Here is an 18,534-nt window from a genome sequence, read left to right on the forward strand (position 1 = left end):
GCACCTCATTTGGGGAAGGCTTGAGGTAGGGGCCCGCCCGCCCGCGGGTCACGGCACGGCGGCGGAACCGGCGTCGGAGATCGAATTGTCGGACCCCGCCGCTACCCTCCGCGCCACACCGTGAACGACTCGCAGGAGGAACCGTGGGCTGGCTCGACGCCGCTTCCGGCTACCAGGTGCGGCTCGGGGAGAACGGGCGCGTCCAGTGCCGCAACGGCAAGGGCAAGATCCTCTCCTCCGTGCCCGCCTCGATCAAGGACGACCCGCCGGTCGTCCAGTTGCGGCAGCTCGCCGAGTGGCTGTCCCGGCACGAGGCCGAGTGCCTGGCCGCCGTGGACGGCTGGATGGTGCGCTCGCTGCCGGTGCCCACGGCCCTGGTCGCGGAGGTCTGGGCGGACGCCGCGTGGGCCGGCGCGCTGCGCGACCTCGTCGTCACGGCCGGCGACGGGGCGGCCCGGGAGACCGGGTTCCTGCGCGACGCCGACCCGGAGCGCGGGCTGGGCGTGGTCACCCTCGACGGCGACACGGTCCGGCTGACGTCCGAGGCGGTCCGCATCCCGCACCCGGTGCTGCTGGAGGACCTGGAGGAGCTGCGCGAGTTCGGCGCCGAGCTGGGCGTGGAGCAGAAGGTGCAGCAGCTCTTCCGGCAGACCCACGCCCGCCCGGCGGACCCGGGGGGCAAGACCTCGGTGGACGACTTCGCGGGCGGCCGGTTCGAGCAGCTCAACCACGCGCTGGGCCGCTGCCGCACGCTCGGCTACCCGGTGCGCGGCGGCGACGCGGTGTACGCGGCGTTCGAGGACGGCCGGGTGGTGGAGGCCCGCTACTGGCTCGGCTCGGACTACCCCGAGGGCGAGACCTGGACCGGCGAGCTGAGGTGGGCGCTGGAGGACGGAACCGCGCTGCCGCCGGCCGACGTCGGACCGGTCGCGTGGTCCGAGGGCATGCGCATGGCGGCGGCGATCCACGCCGGTCGCGTCGTGGAGGAAGAGGCGGTGGCCCCGTGAGCGAGCCGGACCCGAGCGTCGTCATCGCCGCGGGCGGCGTGCTGCCCGACGTCACCGGGACGGGTGACGACCGCGACACCGTCACCGCCCGCCACTACGCCCACCCCGGTCTGGACGGCCGCGTGGTGGTGCGGCTCGTGCCCGCCGTGCTCGGCCGCGCCGAGGACCTGACCTGCGAGTACCTCGGGTTCGACGCGCCCGGCCGGATCACCGCCGTCGGCACCGGCAGGCGCAGCGCGCTGGGCTTCCCGGCGTGGGCGCTGGTGCACGACCCGGCCAACGCCCACCACGCGCTCAACCTGGTCAAGGACGTCGAACGGCTGGCCCGCACGGCCAAGTCCCGGGCGGGCGCGGCGAAGGACGGGTTCACCGCGCTGGGCGACATGCTCGGCCGGTCCGCGCCGCACTTCCTGCCCACGTTCTACGAGCAGGCCGGGCGGATCTTCCTGCGGCACGGCAACACCTCCTACGCGGCGAGCATGTTCGGCAAGGCCCGCGAGGCGGAGGAGGTGCACGACCTCGCGGTGGACCCGGAGCGCATCCGCGAGGTGTTCCTGGAGTTCGCCTTCGCCGGGGCGCTGACCGCGAAGGCGTTGTCCGCGCACGCCAAGGGCCTGGCCCGCCGGCACGACGCGGACGCGGCCTACGAGATGTTCTTCACCCTGTGCGTGGAGCGCACGCGGGGCGGCCTGCCGCCGTACACGGGGATGCCCGAGGACCTGCGGCGGCTGGCGAAGGCGGCCGGGCGCGACCTCGCGGCCGAGGACCGGCGGCTGCTGCGGTCCACCCTGGACAGCTCGGCGATCGGCCGCGCGGGCGGCGCGTTCTGGAAGTCCTACCGCGGCTCGCTGGTCGCGCTGGCGGCCGACGACGCGGAGGTGCGCGGCCGGCTGCTGGCGTTCGTGCCGGACTCGTCCGCCGTGCTCGACACGTGGCTGGAGATCCTGACCGCGTGCGGCGCGACGCGCGCCCTGACGGGGCACGACGACGCCGTGGCGGTGGACCGGGCCGGGTGGCTGTCGTCCGTGCTGGCCGTCCGCGCCTCCGGGTGGCGCGGCACCCCGCGCTCGGCGCGGCTGCTGGAGCTGGTCGAGGCGATGGCCGAGCGGTTGGCCGCCGACGCCGTGCCGGTCCGGGCGCTGCGCCGGTGGCGCCAACGCGACCTGGACGTGCTGGACCTGCTGGTGGCGCGGGACGTCCCGATCGCCGAGGGCGAGGCGGGGGTGCAGCTCGACGTCGGCGACTGGCTGGCCGACGACGCGCCGGGCCGCCGCGACCTCGCCGCGCTGGCCGCCTCCGAGCGGTTCGGCGACGCGCTCGGCAACGGCTTCATCGCGCACGCCCGGTCCCGGGTCCGCACGACGGCCGTCGCCCCGGACGTGCTGGCGTCCGCGATGGCCGTGCCGGGGCTGCGCGCCGCGCTGGCCGCGTGGATCCGCTCGCGCGCGGACCGCGTCACCGCGACCGGCCTGCCGGACCTGGCCGACCACCTCGACCTGCTGGCCGTGGTGCGGCTGCCCGAGGCGTACGTGGACGTGCCGGCGTCCGCCGAGGCGCTGGCCCGCACCGACGTCGCCGCCGCCCTGCACACGACGCTGCGCGGCGGCCTGCTGGACGAGCTGGGGTGGCCCGCCCTGGAGGACGCGGCGGCCCGCCTGGGCACGGAGGGCACGCCCGCGGACCCCGCCACCTCGGTGCGCGGCGAGGGCTGGCCCGCGCTGGTGCTGGGCCGGGGCGAGCGGTTCGTGGTGGTCGGCCCGGACGGCGTGCTGGTCGACCACGTCTCCCGCATCCCGCTCGACGCGCGGCAGCGGTGGGGCTTCGCGCCGACCGCGGACTGGTTCGACGGGGTGCTGCTGGTGCGCTGGCAGGGCCCGGACGGCGAGCTGGCGTACTGGAGCGACGCCCCGGACCGCGTGTTCGCGATCGGGGGCGGCCGCGAGCACCACCGGTCCCTGCCGCCGACCGCGTCGATCGCGCTGCCCGGCGGCGGCCGGTTCGCCGGCGGTCGGGTGGCGCACCCCGGCGACACGGTCGTGCCGACGCCCGAGGAGGCGTACGGCGACGGCGTGACGGTGTGGACCCAGGTGTGGCACGACCGCGGTCCGCGCTGGGTCGAGGTGGACCCGGCCACCGGGCAACGCGGTCGCGCGAGCCTGCCCCGGTTCGTGGAGGACTTCGCGGTCGACGGGGCCGCGCTCGTGCTCGACCGGTGCGACCTGAGGCCCTCGCTGCCCGCCACCGAGGCCAGCCCGCTGGGCGCGGCGGACGGCCTGCACGGCTGGCGGGTCCGCCGGGAGCCGGACGGCTCGCACGTCGGCGAGGGCGTGGACGGCCGTCGCGCCCGGCTCGCCGACTGCCCGAACGGCGTGCTGCGGCTGCCCGGCGGCGCGGACGTGACGCTGGCCGGCGGGCGCGGGTCGGTGGTGCTGTTCGACCCCGACGGCACCAGGCTGGCAGGCGTGTCGGTCGGGGCCAAGCACCCGCCGTACGCGCTCGGCACGCCCTTCGTGCCGCCGCTGGAGTGGTGGCACCTCCTGCGCCCGCGCGACGAGGCCGGTTCGGCCGCGCTGCGCGGCGTGACGCGGGAGGCGGTGGACCGGGTGCTCGACGCCGCCCGCGCGGAGGCGCCGGACGAGCGGTCCACGCGGGAGCAGGTCGCGGCGTTGGCGCGCGGTGAACGCGCCGGGCTCGCGGGCGTCGTCACGGACGCCCTGCCCGGCCTCACCCACCCCGCGCTGATCGCCGGCGTGGTCGACGTGGTGCGCCGCGCGGCGCGGCTGGAGCGGTACTTCCGGGGCTACGCGGACCTCGCCGCGGCGGCGCGGGAGGTCGACCCGGTCCTCGCGCCCACGGGCCCGGACGTCACCGAGGACGAGGTCAACGCCGCGCTGAACTGGTTCGGCGGCTACCGGTCCTACAACTCCCGCGGCCCGGTGCCGACCCCGCTGCCCGCGCTGCTCGCCGCGCTGGCCGAGGCGGCCGCGCGACCCGAGGCGGCCTCCCTGCCCGTGTCCAACGCGCCCCGCTGGTTCGACGCGCTGCCGCACCTGGCCGCGCTGGCCCACCGCGCCGCGTCCCCGCTCACCCCGGACGACCAGCGGGCCGCGCTGGCGCTGGTGCTGCGGTCGGTCGCGGACAGCGGCCTGGCCGACGTCGCCGGGCACTGGCGCACGCTCGGCGTGGTCGTGCCCCGGGGGCAGGCCGCGGTGAAGGACCGGGTGGTGCCGGTGCGCGACGGGTTCATCGCCCTGTTCGAGACCCAGTGGCGCAACGAGCCGGGCAGCCGGTTCGACGGCGTGCAGTTCAGCCGCACGCCGGGCGTGTTCGACCTGCCGGAGGACTGGCGCGTCGAGTCGGCCCGGGAGGTGCGCACCCCGTTCGGGCCCGAGCGGGTGGCCCGGTTCCTGGGGGTGCTCGCCGAGCGCGGCCCCGCGCCGTGGTTCCCCGGGGCGGTGCCCGCCTTGGTGGAGCTGACCGGCCTGGGCGCGGCCGAGGCGACGTTGCTGCTGGCCGGGATGCCGGGCGTGGACCGGTGGGACGCGACCTTCCTGAGCACCGCCGACCGGCGGCTGCTCGGCCTGTCCCAGGGCGGCGCGAAGGCGGCCAAGGAGCGGTTCCGCGGGCTGGGCGGCTCGTTCCGGCTGCGGTTGCTCGCCGCCGCCGTGCCCGCCGACCCGGCCGAGCTGTGGACCCGCGGCCCGGACGTCGCCGCGGTCGCCGAGGTGTGGACCGCCGAGTTCGGGCGGCGGTCGCCGGTCCCGGACGACGTGCTGGTCGACGCGGCCAAGCTGCTCGGCCTCGCGAACGCCGGCGAGTACGTGGCGGGCGTGGTCAACCCGGACCTGACGCCGTGGCTCACGGTGGACGCCGGGACGACGTTCACCGGCACGGAGCTGCGGTCGCGCCGGCCGGAGGGGTTCGACCGCCAGGCGCTGTGGGCGGTGCCGCAGGTGCTGCTGTGGCTCGCGCACCGGCTCCCGTCCGGCTCGCCGCTGCGGGCGCGCCTGCCGGAGGCGCTGGCCCTGGCGCGGCGCCGGGTGGCGCACCCCGGTTTCGCGCTCGACCTCGGCCGGTGGGTCGCGCGCGACCGGCTGTCCGCGCTGCTCGGCGCCGAACTGCCCGCGGACGAGGGCGTGTACTCCTACCGCGACTGGCTGGAGCTGGCCCGCGCGGGCGACGAGCACTGCCGCGTGGTGGTCCGGCCGGGGCTCGTCGCGCCGGGCGACCGGGACCTGCTGGCGGCCGTGGTGGAGCTGACCGGCGCGCACGACGTGCCGCGGATGCTCGCCCGGCTCGCCGACGAACGCCTCACCGCCGTGTGCGCGGCGCCCCCGGCCGCCGACCCGGCCGCCTACCACCAGGACCCGACGGTCTCGGTGCCGGCGCTGGTCGCGGAGGTCGCCGAGCGGTTCGACCTGACCGAGGACGCCGCCGCGCTCTACCTGCAACTGCTGGCGCTGCCCGACCCCACGGACGCGAACGTGGCGCGGTGGACCGGCTGGAAACCCGCCCGGCTGCGCCAGGCGCGGGCCGCGCTCGCGGAGACCGACCTGGTGCTGACCGCGAAGCGGGCGCGGGCCGGCCGGTCGCTGTTCCTGCCCGGCGGGTGGCTGGCCCTGTCCGCGCCGCACGTGCCGCTGGAGACGTGGAAGGCGCCGATGTTCGAGCACGCCCCGCACCGCCGCGACGCGATCGTGCCGCTGGAACCCGTCGCGGACCTGTTCGCCCGCGCGTGGCGGCGGGTGCTGGACGGCGACGCGCCCGCCTACGAGGAACTCAGGACCGGAGGACGCAGGTGACCGCACCCAGGCAGGTCGAGCCGGCCGAGGACGCCCACCGCGAGGAGTTGGCGTTCCTGGCCGCCCACGACGACGGTCCCCGGCCGCCGGGGTGGCGGCTCACGCCGCGGGCCGTGGTCACGTTCGTGATGGGCAGCGGCGAGCCGCTGGCGCTGCCCCGGGGCGTGTCGGTGGCCGGCGTGCCGTCCCGGCTGGTGATCAGCCCGAAGTTCGTCGGCGAGCGGGCGCTGGTCGAGCGGGCCGTGGTGACGCTGGCCGGCGAGCGCGGGCTGCTGCTGGTCGGCGAGCCGGGCACGGCCAAGTCGATGCTGTCCGAGCTGCTGGCCGCCGCCGTGTCGGGCAGCAGCCAGCTCGTCGTGCAGGGCACCGCGGGCACCACCGAGGACCAGTTGCGCTACGGCTGGAACTACGCGCTGCTGCTGGCCGAGGGGCCGAGCCCGCGGGCGCTGGTGCCGTCGCCGGTGCTGACCGCCATGCGGCGCGGCGGCGTGGTGCGGGTCGAGGAGGTCACCCGGTGCCTGCCGGAGGTGCAGGACGCGCTGGTGTCGATCCTGTCGGACCGGCGGATCGCCGTGCCGGAGCTGTCCGGCACGGACGACGCGACGGTGCACGCCGCGCCCGGCTTCACCGTGATCGCCACGGCGAACCTGCGCGACCGGGGCGTGTCGGAGATGTCCGCGGCGTTGAAGCGGCGGTTCAACTTCGAGGCCGTCGGGCCGATCGGCGACCTGGCCGCCGAGACGGCGCTGGTGCGGCGGCAGGCCGCGGCCGCCCTGGAGCGGGTCAGCGCGCCGTTCGCGGTGGACGACGTGGTGCTGGAGGTGCTGGTCACCGCGTTCCGCGACCTGCGCAACGGGGTGTCCGAGGAGGGCTGGGCGGTCGAACGGCCGTCCACCGTGATGAGCACGGCGGAAGCGGTGTCCGTGGCCACCTCGCTGGGGCTGGCCGACGCCTACTTCCCCGGCGACCGCGACCCGCTGTCGCTGCTGCCCGGCCACCTGCTCGGCGTGGTCCGCAAGGACGACCCGGGCGACGCGGCCCGGCTGCTCGGCTACTGGGACGGCGCGGTCCGGCGGCGGGCCGAGTCCGGCGCGCGCACCTGGCGACGGTTGTGGGAACTCCGTGACGTCCTCGACGCCTGACCTGGCGGACCGGCTGGCCGGCCACGAGTCGCCGCACCTCATCGGGGTGCGGCACCACTCGCCCGCGCTGGCGGCGGCGGTGCCCGCCCTGCTGGACGCGTTCGGGCCCGAGGTGCTGCTGGTCGAGCTGCCGGAGGAGCTGGGGGAGTGGCTGCCGTTCCTGGCCGACCCCGACCTCGTCGCGCCGGTCGCGCTGTCCGGCGCGACGCCGGACGGCGGCCTGGCGTTCTACCCGTTCGCGGACTTCTCCCCGGAGCTGGCCGCGATCCGCTGGGCGCGTCGCCACGGCGTCGAGGTCCGGCCGTGCGACCTGCCGCTCGCCGCCCGCGGTGACGGCCGCCGGCGGTCGGAGCGCGGCGCGTCGCCGCTGACGGAGGCGCTGCGCGGCGCGACGACCGGCCGCGACGGCGACGACCTGTGGGACCGGCTGGTCGAGGCCGCCGCGCCCGGCCAGACCCCGGAGGCGGTGCGGCGGGCGGCGCTGCTGGTCGGCTGGGCGTTGCGCCGCGACGCCGAGGGCGTCGGCGTGGACCCGTTCGACCTGCGCCGGGAGGCGTGGATGCGGCGGGCGGTGCGGGAGGTGGCCGGGCGGCGCTGCGCGGCGGTGGTCGGGTCGTTCCACGCGGCGGCGTTGCTGGACGGGCCGGTGGACGAGTCGCCCGTGCCGGTGGGCGACATCGTCACGTCCCTGGTGCCCTATGGGTTCGCGCTGCTGGACGAGCGTTCCGGCTACCCGGCGGGCATCCGCGACCCGGAGTGGCAGCAGGCGGTGCTGGAGGCGGCGGGCGACCCGGGCGCGGTCGAGGCCGCCGCCGCGTCGTTCCTCGTGCGGATCTGCGCGCGGGTGCGGGAGCTGGGCCACCCGGCCGGTCCGGGCGAGGCGCGGGAGGCGTTGCGGCTGGCGGTCGACCTGGCCCGGCTGCGCGGCCTGCCCGCGCCGGGCCGGGGCGAGCTGGTGGAGGCGGTGCAGACCGTGCTGACGCACGCCGAGCCGCTGGGCCGCGGTCGGGTGGTGGCCCGGGCGGCGGGTGACGTGCTGGTGGGCCGGCGGACCGGTGTCCTCGCGCCGGGCACGCCCCGGTCGGGTCTGGCGCCGGCGGTGGAGGCGTTGGTCGCCTCGCTGCGGCTGCCCGGCCCGGACTCGCGGGAGCCGGTGTCGCTGCGGCTGGACCCGCTGCGGTCGGAGCTGGACGCGCGGCGCGAGGTGGCGTTGCGGCGGTTGACCGTGCTCGGCGTGACCTACGCCGAGGAGACCGCGACCACGGGCGTGGGCGGCGGTGACGCGCTCACCACCCGGTGGACGGTGGCGTGGACCCCGGCGACGGCCGCCACGCTGCCGGTGGCCGGGCTGTGGGGCGCGACGCTGGAGCTGGCCGCCTCCGGGAGGTTGGCGGCGCGGCGGGCCGAGCGGGAGCGGCACGGCGGGCACACGCCGGGGGCCGTGCTGGCCGACCTGCTCGACGCCGCCGCGTGCGCGTTGCCGGACGCGGTGGGCGTGCTGTTGGCCGACGCGGCGACCGTGCTGCCGTCGTCGGGGACGTTGCGCGAGCTGTTGGCGGCGTTGGACCTGCTGGACCGGTTGCGCGCCGGGCACATGCCCGGCACGCCCGGGGACGTCCTGGACGCGCACCCGTCGCTGGCGGCGGAACTGGAGACGGCGGCGGTGGCGCAGCTCGACGGGCTCGCCGGGTCGGAGGACGTGGCCGACGCGCGGGCGCTGGCCGAGCTGGGGCAGCGGCCGGCCGTGCACGGGGTGCGGTTCGACGCGTGCCTGCGGGCGTTGGCCGACACGGGCGCGCCGCTGATCGCCGGCGCGGCGGGCGCGGCGCGGGTGCTGCTCGGCCTGGTGCCGCCGTCGGTGCTGGGGGAGCGGGTGGCGTCCTGGGTGGACGGCGCGACCACGGTGGAGCGGCGGGGCGCGTTGCGGCGCGGGCTGACGGGCGTGCTGGCGGCGGCCGGGCCGCTGCTGGAGACGCCGGAGGCGTTGTCGCCGTTGCTGGACCGGGTGGAGGGCCTGGCCGACCGCGACTTCCTCGACCGGCTGCCCGCGTTGCGGGGCGCGTTCACGTCGGTGGGCCCGGCGGCGCGGGCCCGGGTGCTGGCCGTGGTGCAGGAGCGCACCGGCACGCGGGTGGACGCGGTCGGCGCGCCCGATCCGGAGCTGCTGGCGGTGTGGTTGGCGGCGGAGCGGGCGGCCGGGGACGTGCTGCGGGCGCACGGCCTCCAGTCCGGGAACCGGGTCGGGGCACGGGCGCGCGGCGTTCGACCCGACAGTGGTGAGCGGTCGGCGGCGGGCGTGTCGCGGGCGCACGGCGTCGACCCGGAGCGCGGTGAGCGACCGGCCGCCGGCGGTGAGCTGTCCGCCGACGTGCGGTGGCGGTTGGTCCTCGGCGCGCACGGCGAGCGGCCGGCGGGGGCGGGGCGGTTCGCGGCCGCGTTGGACGAGCTGTACGGGCGTGACGGTGGCGAGGGCGCGGCGCGGGGCGACCTCGGGGCCGACCGGTCCAGCCCGTTCCCCGGCGTGCGCGAGTGGTCGGAGGAGCTGGGGGACCTGTTCGGCGAGAGCGTCCGCGAGGAGGTGCTGGCCGCGGCCGCGGAAGGCGGGCGGCTGGAGGCGGCGCTGGAGCTGGACCCGGCGTCGGTGCGGCCGTCGGTCGAGCTGCTGCGCAACGTGCTGTCGCTGGCGGGCGGGTTGTCGGAGTCGGCGCCGGCGCGGCTGCGGCCGTTGGTGGCGCGGCTCGTGCGGGAGCTGACCGCGCAGCTGGCCGACCGGGTGCGGCCCGCGTTGACCGGCATCCAGCTGCCGACGCCGACCCGCCGTCCCGGCGGGCGGCTGGACCTGCCGCGCACCCTGCGCGCCAACCTCGCGACCGCGCGCCGTGACGCCGGCGGCCGGGTGGTGGTCGTGCCGGAGCGGCCGGTGTTCCGCACCCGCGGTCGTCGGGCCAGTGACTGGCGGCTGGTGCTCGTGGTCGACGTCTCCGGCTCGATGGAGGCGTCCACGGTCTGGTCGGCGCTGACCGCGTCGGTGTTCGCCGGCGTGCCCGCGCTGTCGACGCACTTCCTCGCGTTCTCCACGGAGGTCGTGGACCTGACCGAGCGGGTGGCCGACCCGCTGTCGTTGCTGCTGGAGGTCCGGGTGGGCGGCGGCACGCACATCGCGGGGGCGTTGCGCCACGCCCGTTCCCTGGTGACCGTGCCGGAGAGGACGATGGTGGTGCTGGTCAGCGATTTCGAGGAGGGCGGTCCGGTGGGGCCGCTCGTCGCGCAGGTGCGGGAGCTGGTCACGTCGGGGGTGACGGTGCTCGGCTGCGCGAGCCTCGACGACCGCGGCGTCGCCCGCTACTCCACGTCGGTGGCGGGCGCGCTGGTCGCGGCGGGCATGCCGGTCGCCGCGCTCAGCCCGCAGGAGCTGGCCCGCTGGGTGGGGGAGAAGGTGCGCGGATGAGCGTGCCCCCGGTGTTCCCGGCGGTGGTGGCGGACGTGCTCGACGCCCTGCCGCCGAGGCTGCGCAAACGGGTCGACGCGTCGCTGGGGCGGGTCGCGGAGTGGACCGTCACGGTGGACGGCGGCACGGCCCGCGCCACGCTCGACGCCGAGACGACGGTGACGTGGACCTTGCGCGACGGCGTGCTCACCGCGGCCGACGACCTGGTGTGCGGTTGCCTGCTCGCGCCGAAGTGCCTGCACCGGGGTCTCGCGGTGGCCGCGGCCGAGGTGGCGGACGGCGTGCCGGAGCCGGTCGTGGCCGAGCCCGTCGCCGAGGTCGTCGGGACGCCGATCACCGAGGACGAGCGCGCGGCGGCGGCCGTGCTGTGGGCGGCGTGCGCGACCGTGCTCCGCGCGGGCGCCACGGGCAGCGGCGCGGTGGTGCGGGCGGAGCTGCTGCGGGCCGTCCACACGGCACGCGTCGCGGGCCTGCACCGGGCCGCCGCCGACGGCCTGCGCGTCGCCGCCACGCTGGCCGCCGCGCGGTCCGGCGACCCGTCGTTCGACCGCGAAGCGCTCACCGCCGAGTTGGTGGAGCTGATGCTGCTCTGCCACGACCTGCGCACGGGTGCGGGCGAGGCGACGGAGGTGCGCGGCACCGCCCGGCGCGAGTACCGGCCGATCGGCTCGTTGCGCCTGTACGGGCTGTGCACCGAGGTCGTGGTCGCCGGCTCGGGCTACGCCGGGGTCGTCACGCACCTGGTGGACGACGGCGGCGCGCTGTGGACCGTGCCCGCGATCATGCCGGGCGGCGCGGAGCGGGTCGCCGCCGCCGCGAACGGGCCGGTGGCGATCGGCGAGTCGGGGCTCAGCCACCGCGAGCTGGGCCGGGCCGGGCTGCTGCTGTCCGGCGGCACGGCGTCGCCGGACCACCGGCTCGGCGCGGGCAAGGCCGTGCGCGCGGTGGCCGCGTCCGCCGCGTCGTGGGAGGAGCCGCCGTTCGCCGAGTTGTGGGCGCGACCGCTGCCCGACCAGGTGGCGCGGGCGTTCGACGCCGCCGCCCGGCCGGACTCCCACCGCCCGGCCGGGGCGGACCTGCTGTTCGTCGCGGGCACGGTGTCGGGCGCGGCGGGGGAGGCGCTGCGGGTGGACGTCGGCGGCATCCCGGTGGACCTCGTCGGCGACGGCGACCGGCCGCGCGAGAACCTGAGGGTGCTCGCCGGCGCGCCCGGTCTGCGCGTGCGGGCCGTCGCGCGCCTGCTGCCGGACCGGCCGGGCACGGCCGTCGCGCTGGCCGTGGCGGGCGACCTGGACCTGCCCGACGAGGTGCGCCACCACGTCGACCTCGGCCTGGACCGGCTGCAACGCTCCCACGTCGCCGGCGGCGGCACCCGCGGTCTGCCGCCGCGACGGGAGCCTGCCGATGGCCTGCCGCGACCGGCTCCGGCCGACAGCCTGCCGCCGCCGGCCGACCGCGTGCCGCAGCCCGAGTCGGCCGACCGCTTGCCGCCGCCGGAGCCGGCCGATCGTGCGCCGCGCCCCGAATCCGCTGACCGCGTGCCGCAGCCCGAGTCCGCCGACCGCGTGCCGCTACCGGAGTGGGCCGATCGCGTGCCGCGCCCCGAGTCGGCCGACCGCGAGCCCCGGCCGGAGCCGGCCGATCGTCTGCCGCGGCCGGAACCGGCCGGTCGGGTGCCGCGGCCGGTCAGGCCGTTGGAGAACGTGCTGCACCGGGTCGCGCTCGGCGGTCGGGCGGTGGCGGCGGTCGCCTCGATCGACCGGGAGGTGACCGCCCTGGCCCGCAACGGCCTCACCGCCACGGCGGACCTGCTGGCCGGCCTGGCCGACGCGTCCCGCGACCGCGGTCGGGACGCGTTCGGCCGGGTGATCCCCGACGAAGGCGACGACTTCCCGCTGGCCTGGCTGCGCGCCGGCCTGCACGTCCGCGAGTTCACCCGTGCCGCGGCGCGGCGCGCGTGGCTGGCCGCCGTGGAGGGGGACGGGTAGTCGCGGGATCGCCGGCGGGGTTCGGTAGGCGCGGCCGGCCTCGGGGTCGTCCCGGTCGGGCGTGGTTCGCGGCGGTGGGGCGCGAGGGTCAGGCCGCCTGCCCGTTGTGGGCCGGCACGACGACGACCGGGCAGGTCGCGTGTTCCAGGCAGTGCCTGATCACCGAGCCGAGGATCGTGACGCCGCCCCGGGTGTAGCCGTGCCGGCCGAGGACCAGGCCGTCGGCTTCGCCGGCCAGCTCCACCAGGGCCGGCCCCGGCTCGCCGTCCAGCACCGACCGCTCCACCCGCACGCTCCCGCTCGACCCGATCCCCTCCAGCGCGTCGTCGACCGCGCGCCGCCGGGCGCTGTGGAACACGTCCGCGCTGCCGCCGGGCGTCCGCAGCCCGCACACCGACGCCGCGACCACGACCCCGCCGTCCTGCGTGTGGCGTATGGCCCACTCCAGCGCGGCCTTGCCCGCCGCCGAGTTGTCCACACCGACGATGATCCGCTTGGCTTCCATCACGCCTCCTCGCGGGAGGGTGTCCTCGCTGGGCACCCGCCGAACAACTACCGGGAATAATCGGACCGCCACGCATTCGTGTCGAGCGCGGTAGGCGGTATTTACGCCATTTTTAGGTCTCGGTTCGATGTCGGGTAAAAGGTGATTTACCCGTCCTTTGGGCAGTGGTGCCACGATTTTCGCGGCGATGGTCGGAGCGGGTCACCGGAATGTCGGCGAAAGCGGTCCGAACGGCCCAGCGTCGGCCGTTCGGGGGAGCACTCACGGGTGTTGTCCCACCTCGACGGCCCAGTGGCGGATCACGCGAGTGGCGCATCGGCGCGCGCCCCCGGCGGTTCCACATTCCGTGGAATGGCGACCGGGCGATACCGAGTGGTACTCGCCCAGGTGTTGTTCCGCGCTATTGGCGGTGGTCGGCGTCGCGGTCCGTATGCGAGTTTCATTCCTGTTGTCGAGGGTGGTCGCGTGGTTCCGGAGCGCCCGTTCGGCGTGACCGGGCCGGGCGGCCGTCCTTATCCTGCGGAGGTGTCGAAGCCTCCCTCCGGTCCGCTGTGCACCCGGCACTCGATCGCCGCCCAGCTCGGGGAAGCCGGGCTGCGCGCGGGCGACACCGTGCTCGTCCATTCCTCGTTGAGCGCGCTCGGCTGGGTCTGCGGCGGGGCCAACACCGTCGTGGCGGCGTTGCTCGACGTGCTCGGCGAGGCCGGGACGCTGGTGGTGCCCACCCAGTCGACCGACAACTCCGACCCGGCCGGCTGGCACGACCCGCCCGTGCCCGAGTCGTGGTGGGCCGAGATCCGCGCGTCCCTGCCGCCCTACGACCCGCGCACCACCCCGGCGACGGGCGTCGGCGTGATCCCCGAGGCGGTGCGGACCTGGCCCGGGGCGCTGCGCAGCGCGCACCCGCAGACGTCGTTCGCCGCGCTCGGCGCGCGGGCCGCCGAGGTGGTGGCCGACCACGCCCTCGACAGCCAGCTCGGCGAGCGCAGCCCGCTGGCCCGGCTGGAGGCGATGGGGGCGCGGGTGCTGCTGCTCGGTGTCGGCTTCGGCTCGTGCACGGCGTTCCACCTGGCCGAGTACCGGCTCCCGGACCCGCCGGAGGCGGACAACTCGTTCGCGATCACGACCCCGCGGGGCCGGTCGTGGGCGACCGTCCGCGACCTCGCGCTGGACGACGGCGACTTCGCGGAGCTGGGCGCGGCCTTCGGCGGCGCGCGGCCGGTCCGGCTCGGCCGGGTCGGCGCGGCCGTCACCCGGCTGTTCTCGCTGCCCGACGCGGTCGCGTTCGCCGAGACCTGGCTGGCCGAGCACCGGGGCGACGCCGGGCACCGGGACGACGCCGGGCACCGGGGCGACGCCGAGCGCCGCGACGATGCCGAGCGCCGCGACGATGCCGAGCGCCGGAGCGACGCCCAGCACCCGGGCGACGCCGGGCACCGGAACGACGCCGAGCGGACGGACGATGCCGAGCGCCGGAACGACGTTGAGGACCGGGGCGGTTCCCGACTAGGGTGCTGCGGGTGACGAGTCCCGAGTCGGACAGAGCCGAGCCGCCGATCGCCGGCGGCGTCCCGTCCGACCGGTGAGCCACCGGTCCTGATCGCGATCGCCCGTCGGCGGTCGGCACGCGCACGCACCTGACCGCGCACGCCGACCTCGGAGTCGATCCCTTGCCCCTGTTCGTGTACGTCCTCGGCCTTGCCGTGTTCGCGCAAGGCACCTCGGAATTCATGCTGTCCGGCCTGGTCCCCGGCATCGCCGCCGACCTGTCGGTCCCGCCCGGCGCGGCGGCGAGCCTCACCTCCGCCTACGCCGTCGGCATGGTCGTCGGCGCGCCGCTGATGGCCGCCCTGGCCGCGCGGTGGCCACGCCGGCGGGCGCTGGCGGGCTTCCTGACCGCGTTCGTCGTCGTGCACGCCCTCGGGGCGGTCACGACGAGCTTCCCCGTCCTGTTCGCGACCAGGATCGTCGCCGCGGTCGCCAACGCGGGTTTCCTCGCGGTCGCGATGTCCGTCGCGATCGCCCTGGTGCGCCCGGAGCGGCAGGGCAGGGCGACCGCCGTGCTGCTGTCGGGCATCACGCTGGCGTGCGTCGCGGGCGTGCCGGCGGGCGCGCTGCTCGGCGACCGGGCCGGGTGGCGGTGGGTGTTCTGGGCGGTCGCCGCCCTGTGCGTGCCCGCGTTGGCGCTGGTGTTCCGGTCCGCGCCCGCCGACGCGGCCGACCGCCGCGACGTGGCGGTCCGGCGGGAGGCGCGGGCGTTGCGGTCGCCGGTGCTGCGGCGGGCGCTGCTGCTCGCGGTCCTGGTCAACGGGGCCACGTTCGCCACCTTCGCCTACCTCGCGGTCGTCGCCGTGGACGTCGCCGGGTTGCCCGGCGGCGCGGTGCCCGCGCTGTTGGCGGCTTTCGGCGCGGGCGCGTTCCTCGGCGTCACGGCGGCGGGCCGGCTCGGCGACACGGCGCTGCGGCCCGCGGTCCTCGCCGCCCTGCCGGTCGGGTGGGCGGCGCTGGCCCTGACCGGCTCGCACGCGCCGCCGCTGTTCGCCTTGGCGGTGGTGCAGGGCGCGTTGTCGTTCGGCGTGGGCTCGGCCCTGGTCGGCCGGGTCGTGCGGGTGGCGTCCGACGCGCCGTCGTTGGGCGGGGCGTTCGCCACGGTCGCGCTGAACGTGGGCGCGTTCCTGGGGCCCCTGGCGGTCGCCGTGGCCTCCGGTGCGGTGGGGGACTACCGCGCCGCGCCGTGGGTCAGCGCCGTCCTGGCGGGGGCGGCGCTCGCCGTCACCGGTGTCCGTAGGCCAGGTTCGTCCCGGTCACCGCGCGTTCCGCGGTGATCACGGTGTCGCCGACGAGCAGCGCGCGGTCGTCCACGAGCGGCGTGCCGTCCTCGCCCCGGCTGAGGCGGCTGCTCAGCAGGGCGGGCGAGCCGGGCTCGCGCCCCAGCACCCGCGCCTGCCCGGCGGTCAGCGCGACCGCCTGGATGGTCTCGCTCGCCTGCCGCACCGGTCGCCCCGACTCCGCGAGGAGCCGGTACAGCGACTCGTGGCGCAGGGCGTCCACGCCGATGCCGAACTCCTCGGGCAGGTAGGACGTCTGCAACAGCAACGGGACGGACCCGCCGGCGGGAGGTCGGGTGCTGCGCAGCCTCTCGACCGCCAGCACCCGACCTCCCCCGGCGAGGCCCAACCGCGCGCCCACGTCGCCCGGCGGCACGACGAGCCGCGCGTCGAGCACCTCGGTCTCCAGCTCGATGCCTTGCTCCACCAAGTCCTGCGCCAGGCTGCGCAACCCCGTCAGCCCGTAGGCGAAGGCGGGCCGCCGCACGAACGTGCCGACGCCGTGCCGCGTCTCCAGCAGGCCGTCGGCCTCCAGCGCCGCGATCGCCTGCCGCACCGTCATCAGCGAGACGTCGAACTCCTCGCCCAGCTCGCGCTGCGCGGGCAGCGGCGCGTCCGCCGGGTAGCGCCCGTCCGCGATCCGGTCGGCCAGCGCCCGGTAGATGGCGAGGTACTTGGGCAGGCGCGCCCCGTGCCCGCGGCCCGTGCGCCGCCCGTCGTCCACCGGTGCGAACCCCCGACTCTCAGCCCCCGACGGAGGATAGCGTCCGGCGGAACGCGGCCACCTCCTCCACGACGTCGGCGACGGGCGCGCCGTCGACCAGCATCCGCATCAGGACCGAGCCGATCACCACGCCGTCGGCGTCCGCGCACGCCCGCACCGCGTGCTCGACCGTGGAGATGCCGAAGCCGGTCACCACGGGCAGGTCGGTCACGGCCTTGAGCCGCCGGGCGTTCGCGCCCGCCGTCGCGGCGAGGTCGGCGCGTTCGCCGGTGATCCGCATCGAGCTCATGCAGTAGACGAACCCGGACGACGCCCGCGCGATCTCGCGGCACCGGTCGTCGTCGCAGGCGGGCGCGGCCAGCAGCACCCCGGCGATGCCCAGCTCCGCGGCCCGCGCCAGGTGCTCCGCCGACTCCTCCAGCGGCAGGTCCGGCACGATCACCCCGCGCACGCCCACCGCCGCCAGGTGGTCGAGGAACCCGTCGGCCGTCGCCACGTTGGCGTAGGTCATGACGACCAGCGGCACGTCGAGGTCGAGGTCGGCGAGGTCGTCCAGCAACGCCCTCGGCCGCCCGCCGCGCCGGGCGGAGAGGGCCGCCGCCCGCTGCACCGTCGGGCCGTCGAGCATCGGGTCGGAGAACGGCAGGCCGATCTCGACCGCGTCCGCCCCGGCCTCCGCCGCGCCCCGCACCAGGTCCAGCCAGTCCGGCACGACGCCGGCCATCACGTACGGCACGAGCAGCCGCCGACCGTCGGCGCGGGCGGCCCGCAGGTGGTCTGCCACGGTGTCGGTCATCGCAGGTGCTCCCTGATCTGCTGGACGTCCTTGTCGCCGCGGCCGGACAACGTGACGAGCACCGTCGAGCCGGCCGCCAGCTCGCCGGTCGCGGCGGCGTCCACCACCCACGCCAGCGCGTGCGCCGACTCCAGCGCGGGCAGGATGCCCTCGGTCCTCGTCACCAGCCTCAACGCGCGCAACGCCTGCTCGTCGGTGACGCTCGCGTAGTGCGCGCGGCCGGTCTCGGCGAGGTGCACGTGCTCCGGGCCGACGCCCGGGTAGTCCAGCCCGGCGGAGATCGAGTGCGCTTCGAGGACCTGGCTGTCCTCGTCCTGCAGGAAGTGCGAGCGGAACCCGTGCAGCACGCCGGGCCTGCCCTTGTCGACCGCGCTGCCGCCGGCCGCCTCGACACCGACCAGCCGCGCCGGGGTGTCCACGAACCCGGCGAACGTGCCCGCCGCGTTCGACCCGCCGCCCACGCAGGCCACGACGACGTCCGGCACGGCCGCCGCCAGCCGCTCGGCGCACTGCGCGCGGGCCTCGTCGCCGATGACGCGCTGGAACTCGCGCACCATCCACGGGTACGGGTGCGGGCCCATGGTGGAACCGACGCAGTAGTGCGCGTGCCCGGTCTCGGCGACCCACGCGCGCAGCGCGCCGTTGGTCGCCTCCTTCAACGTGCCCGTGCCGCTCGCGGAGGCGACCGGCACGACCTCGGCCCCGAGCAGCTGCATCCGGAAGACGTTCAGCTCCTGCCGCCGGACGTCGGTCTGCCCCATGTAGACGGTGCAGTCCAGGCCCAGCAGGGCAGCGGCCGTCGCGGTCGCCACCCCGTGCTGGCCCGCGCCGGTCTCCGCGATCAGCTTGCGCTTGCCCGTGCGCCGCGCCAGCAACGCCTGCCCGAGCACGTTGTTGATCTTGTGCGACCCGGTGTGCGCCAGGTCCTCCCGCTTCAGCAGCACCCGCACGCCCAGCGCCTCGGACAACCGCGCGCAGTCCGTCAACGGCGTGGGCCTGCCCGCGTAGGTGGTGAGCAGCCGGTGGAACTCCGCGGTGAACGCGGCGTCCGCCCACGCCTCGCGGAACGCGGCCTCGACCGCCCGTGCGGCGGGCACCAGCGCCTCCGGCAGGTACCGCCCGCCGAACCTCCCGAACCGACCGGCCGCGTCGGGTGCGCGCATCAAGCCGGTCGTCACGACCTCGTGGAATGACACTTCTAGAACTCTAGAACTGTCGTGCGGTTGTGGCAAGTGGGTGACCGTGTCGCCGCACGGCTCCGGAGGCGGTCGGCGGCGGCTACGGTGCACGCGGA

At 77.1% G+C, this 18,534-nt stretch carries 11 protein-coding genes; 7 read left to right on the forward strand and 4 right to left on the reverse strand.

The genetic code is table 11. From position 1 onward, the window contains the following. The first annotated feature begins 143 nt into the window (after positions 1–143). Genes ACWEFJ_RS18930 through ACWEFJ_RS18950 form a run of 5 tightly spaced genes read left to right on the forward strand, consistent with a single transcriptional unit; the run spans position 144 to position 12,387 of the window. The gene (locus ACWEFJ_RS18930; RefSeq protein ID WP_378089082.1) at positions 144–1,007 is read left to right on the forward strand and encodes a DUF4132 domain-containing protein; all 864 of its coding nucleotides are present in this window, start codon (positions 144–146) and stop codon (positions 1,005–1,007) included. Next, positions 1,004–5,809, forward strand: coding sequence for a hypothetical protein (locus ACWEFJ_RS18935; protein ID WP_449714504.1), 4,806 nt, complete (start codon positions 1,004–1,006; stop codon positions 5,807–5,809). Before ACWEFJ_RS18930 ends, ACWEFJ_RS18935 begins: the two co-directional genes overlap by 4 nt. Then, positions 5,806–6,951 carry an ATP-binding protein gene (locus ACWEFJ_RS18940; RefSeq protein ID WP_449714505.1) on the forward strand — a complete coding sequence of 382 codons (1,146 nt, stop codon included), beginning with the start codon at positions 5,806–5,808 and terminating at the stop codon, positions 6,949–6,951. The genes ACWEFJ_RS18935 and ACWEFJ_RS18940 overlap by 4 nt, the downstream gene beginning before the upstream one ends. Further along, positions 6,932–10,399, forward strand: coding sequence for a DUF5682 family protein (locus tag ACWEFJ_RS18945; protein WP_449714506.1), 3,468 nt, complete (start codon positions 6,932–6,934; stop codon positions 10,397–10,399). The genes ACWEFJ_RS18940 and ACWEFJ_RS18945 overlap by 20 nt, the downstream gene beginning before the upstream one ends. Then, positions 10,396–12,387, forward strand: a complete 1,992-nt coding sequence (locus tag ACWEFJ_RS18950; RefSeq protein WP_449714507.1) for a hypothetical protein — start codon at positions 10,396–10,398, stop codon at positions 12,385–12,387. The genes ACWEFJ_RS18945 and ACWEFJ_RS18950 overlap by 4 nt, the downstream gene beginning before the upstream one ends. An 88-nt stretch (positions 12,388–12,475) precedes the next feature. On the opposite strand, the gene ACWEFJ_RS18955 is transcribed toward ACWEFJ_RS18950, so the two are convergent. Further along, entirely contained in the window at positions 12,476–12,892 is a 417-nt protein-coding gene (locus ACWEFJ_RS18955; RefSeq protein WP_378090384.1) for a universal stress protein, read from the reverse strand. Positions 12,893–13,417: 525 nt separating this feature from the next. Here ACWEFJ_RS18955 and ACWEFJ_RS18960 point away from each other — a divergent pair. Together ACWEFJ_RS18960 and ACWEFJ_RS18965 are read left to right on the forward strand one after the other, a co-directional pair. After that, on the forward strand, positions 13,418–14,416 hold the full coding sequence (locus tag ACWEFJ_RS18960; protein WP_449714508.1) for an aminoglycoside N(3)-acetyltransferase: 999 nt from the start codon (positions 13,418–13,420) through the stop codon (positions 14,414–14,416). A 146-nt stretch (positions 14,417–14,562) separates the two neighbouring features. Then, positions 14,563–15,717: a Cmx/CmrA family chloramphenicol efflux MFS transporter gene (locus ACWEFJ_RS18965; RefSeq protein WP_449714509.1), complete on the forward strand. Its 1,155-nt coding sequence runs from the start codon at positions 14,563–14,565 to the stop codon at positions 15,715–15,717. Here the strand turns inward: ACWEFJ_RS18965 and ACWEFJ_RS18970 are convergent. The 3 genes from ACWEFJ_RS18970 to trpB are packed head-to-tail and all read right to left on the reverse strand — an operon-like array spanning position 15,665 to position 18,403. Next, positions 15,665–16,444 carry a GntR family transcriptional regulator gene (locus ACWEFJ_RS18970; RefSeq protein ID WP_378090392.1) on the reverse strand — a complete coding sequence of 260 codons (780 nt, stop codon included), beginning with the start codon at positions 16,442–16,444 and terminating at the stop codon, positions 15,665–15,667. The two genes, ACWEFJ_RS18965 and ACWEFJ_RS18970, sit on opposite strands and share 53 nt — an antisense overlap. A 19-nt stretch (positions 16,445–16,463) precedes the next feature. Next, positions 16,464–17,240, reverse strand: coding sequence for a tryptophan synthase subunit alpha (trpA, locus tag ACWEFJ_RS18975; protein ID WP_449714510.1), 777 nt, complete (start codon positions 17,238–17,240; stop codon positions 16,464–16,466). After that, complete coding sequence (gene trpB / locus ACWEFJ_RS18980; RefSeq protein ID WP_449714570.1) at positions 17,237–18,403, reverse strand: tryptophan synthase subunit beta; 1,167 nt, start codon at positions 18,401–18,403, stop codon at positions 17,237–17,239. The genes trpA and trpB overlap by 4 nt, the downstream gene beginning before the upstream one ends. Between the last annotated feature and the right edge of the window lie 131 nt (positions 18,404–18,534).

The organism is Actinosynnema sp. NPDC004786, assembly GCF_053601135.1.

Excerpts from the sequence above, each read along its gene's own strand:
- ACWEFJ_RS18950 (WP_449714507.1), top strand. The coding sequence starts at position 10,396 with ATGAGCGTGCCCCCGGTGTTCCCGGCGGTGGTGGCGGACGTGCTCGAC.
- ACWEFJ_RS18955 (WP_378090384.1), bottom strand. The coding sequence starts at position 12,892 with ATGGAAGCCAAGCGGATCATCGTCGGTGTGGACAACTCGGCGGCGGGC.
- trpB (WP_449714570.1), bottom strand. The coding sequence starts at position 18,403 with ATGCGCGCACCCGACGCGGCCGGTCGGTTCGGGAGGTTCGGCGGGCGG.
- trpA (WP_449714510.1), bottom strand. The coding sequence starts at position 17,240 with ATGACCGACACCGTGGCAGACCACCTGCGGGCCGCCCGCGCCGACGGT.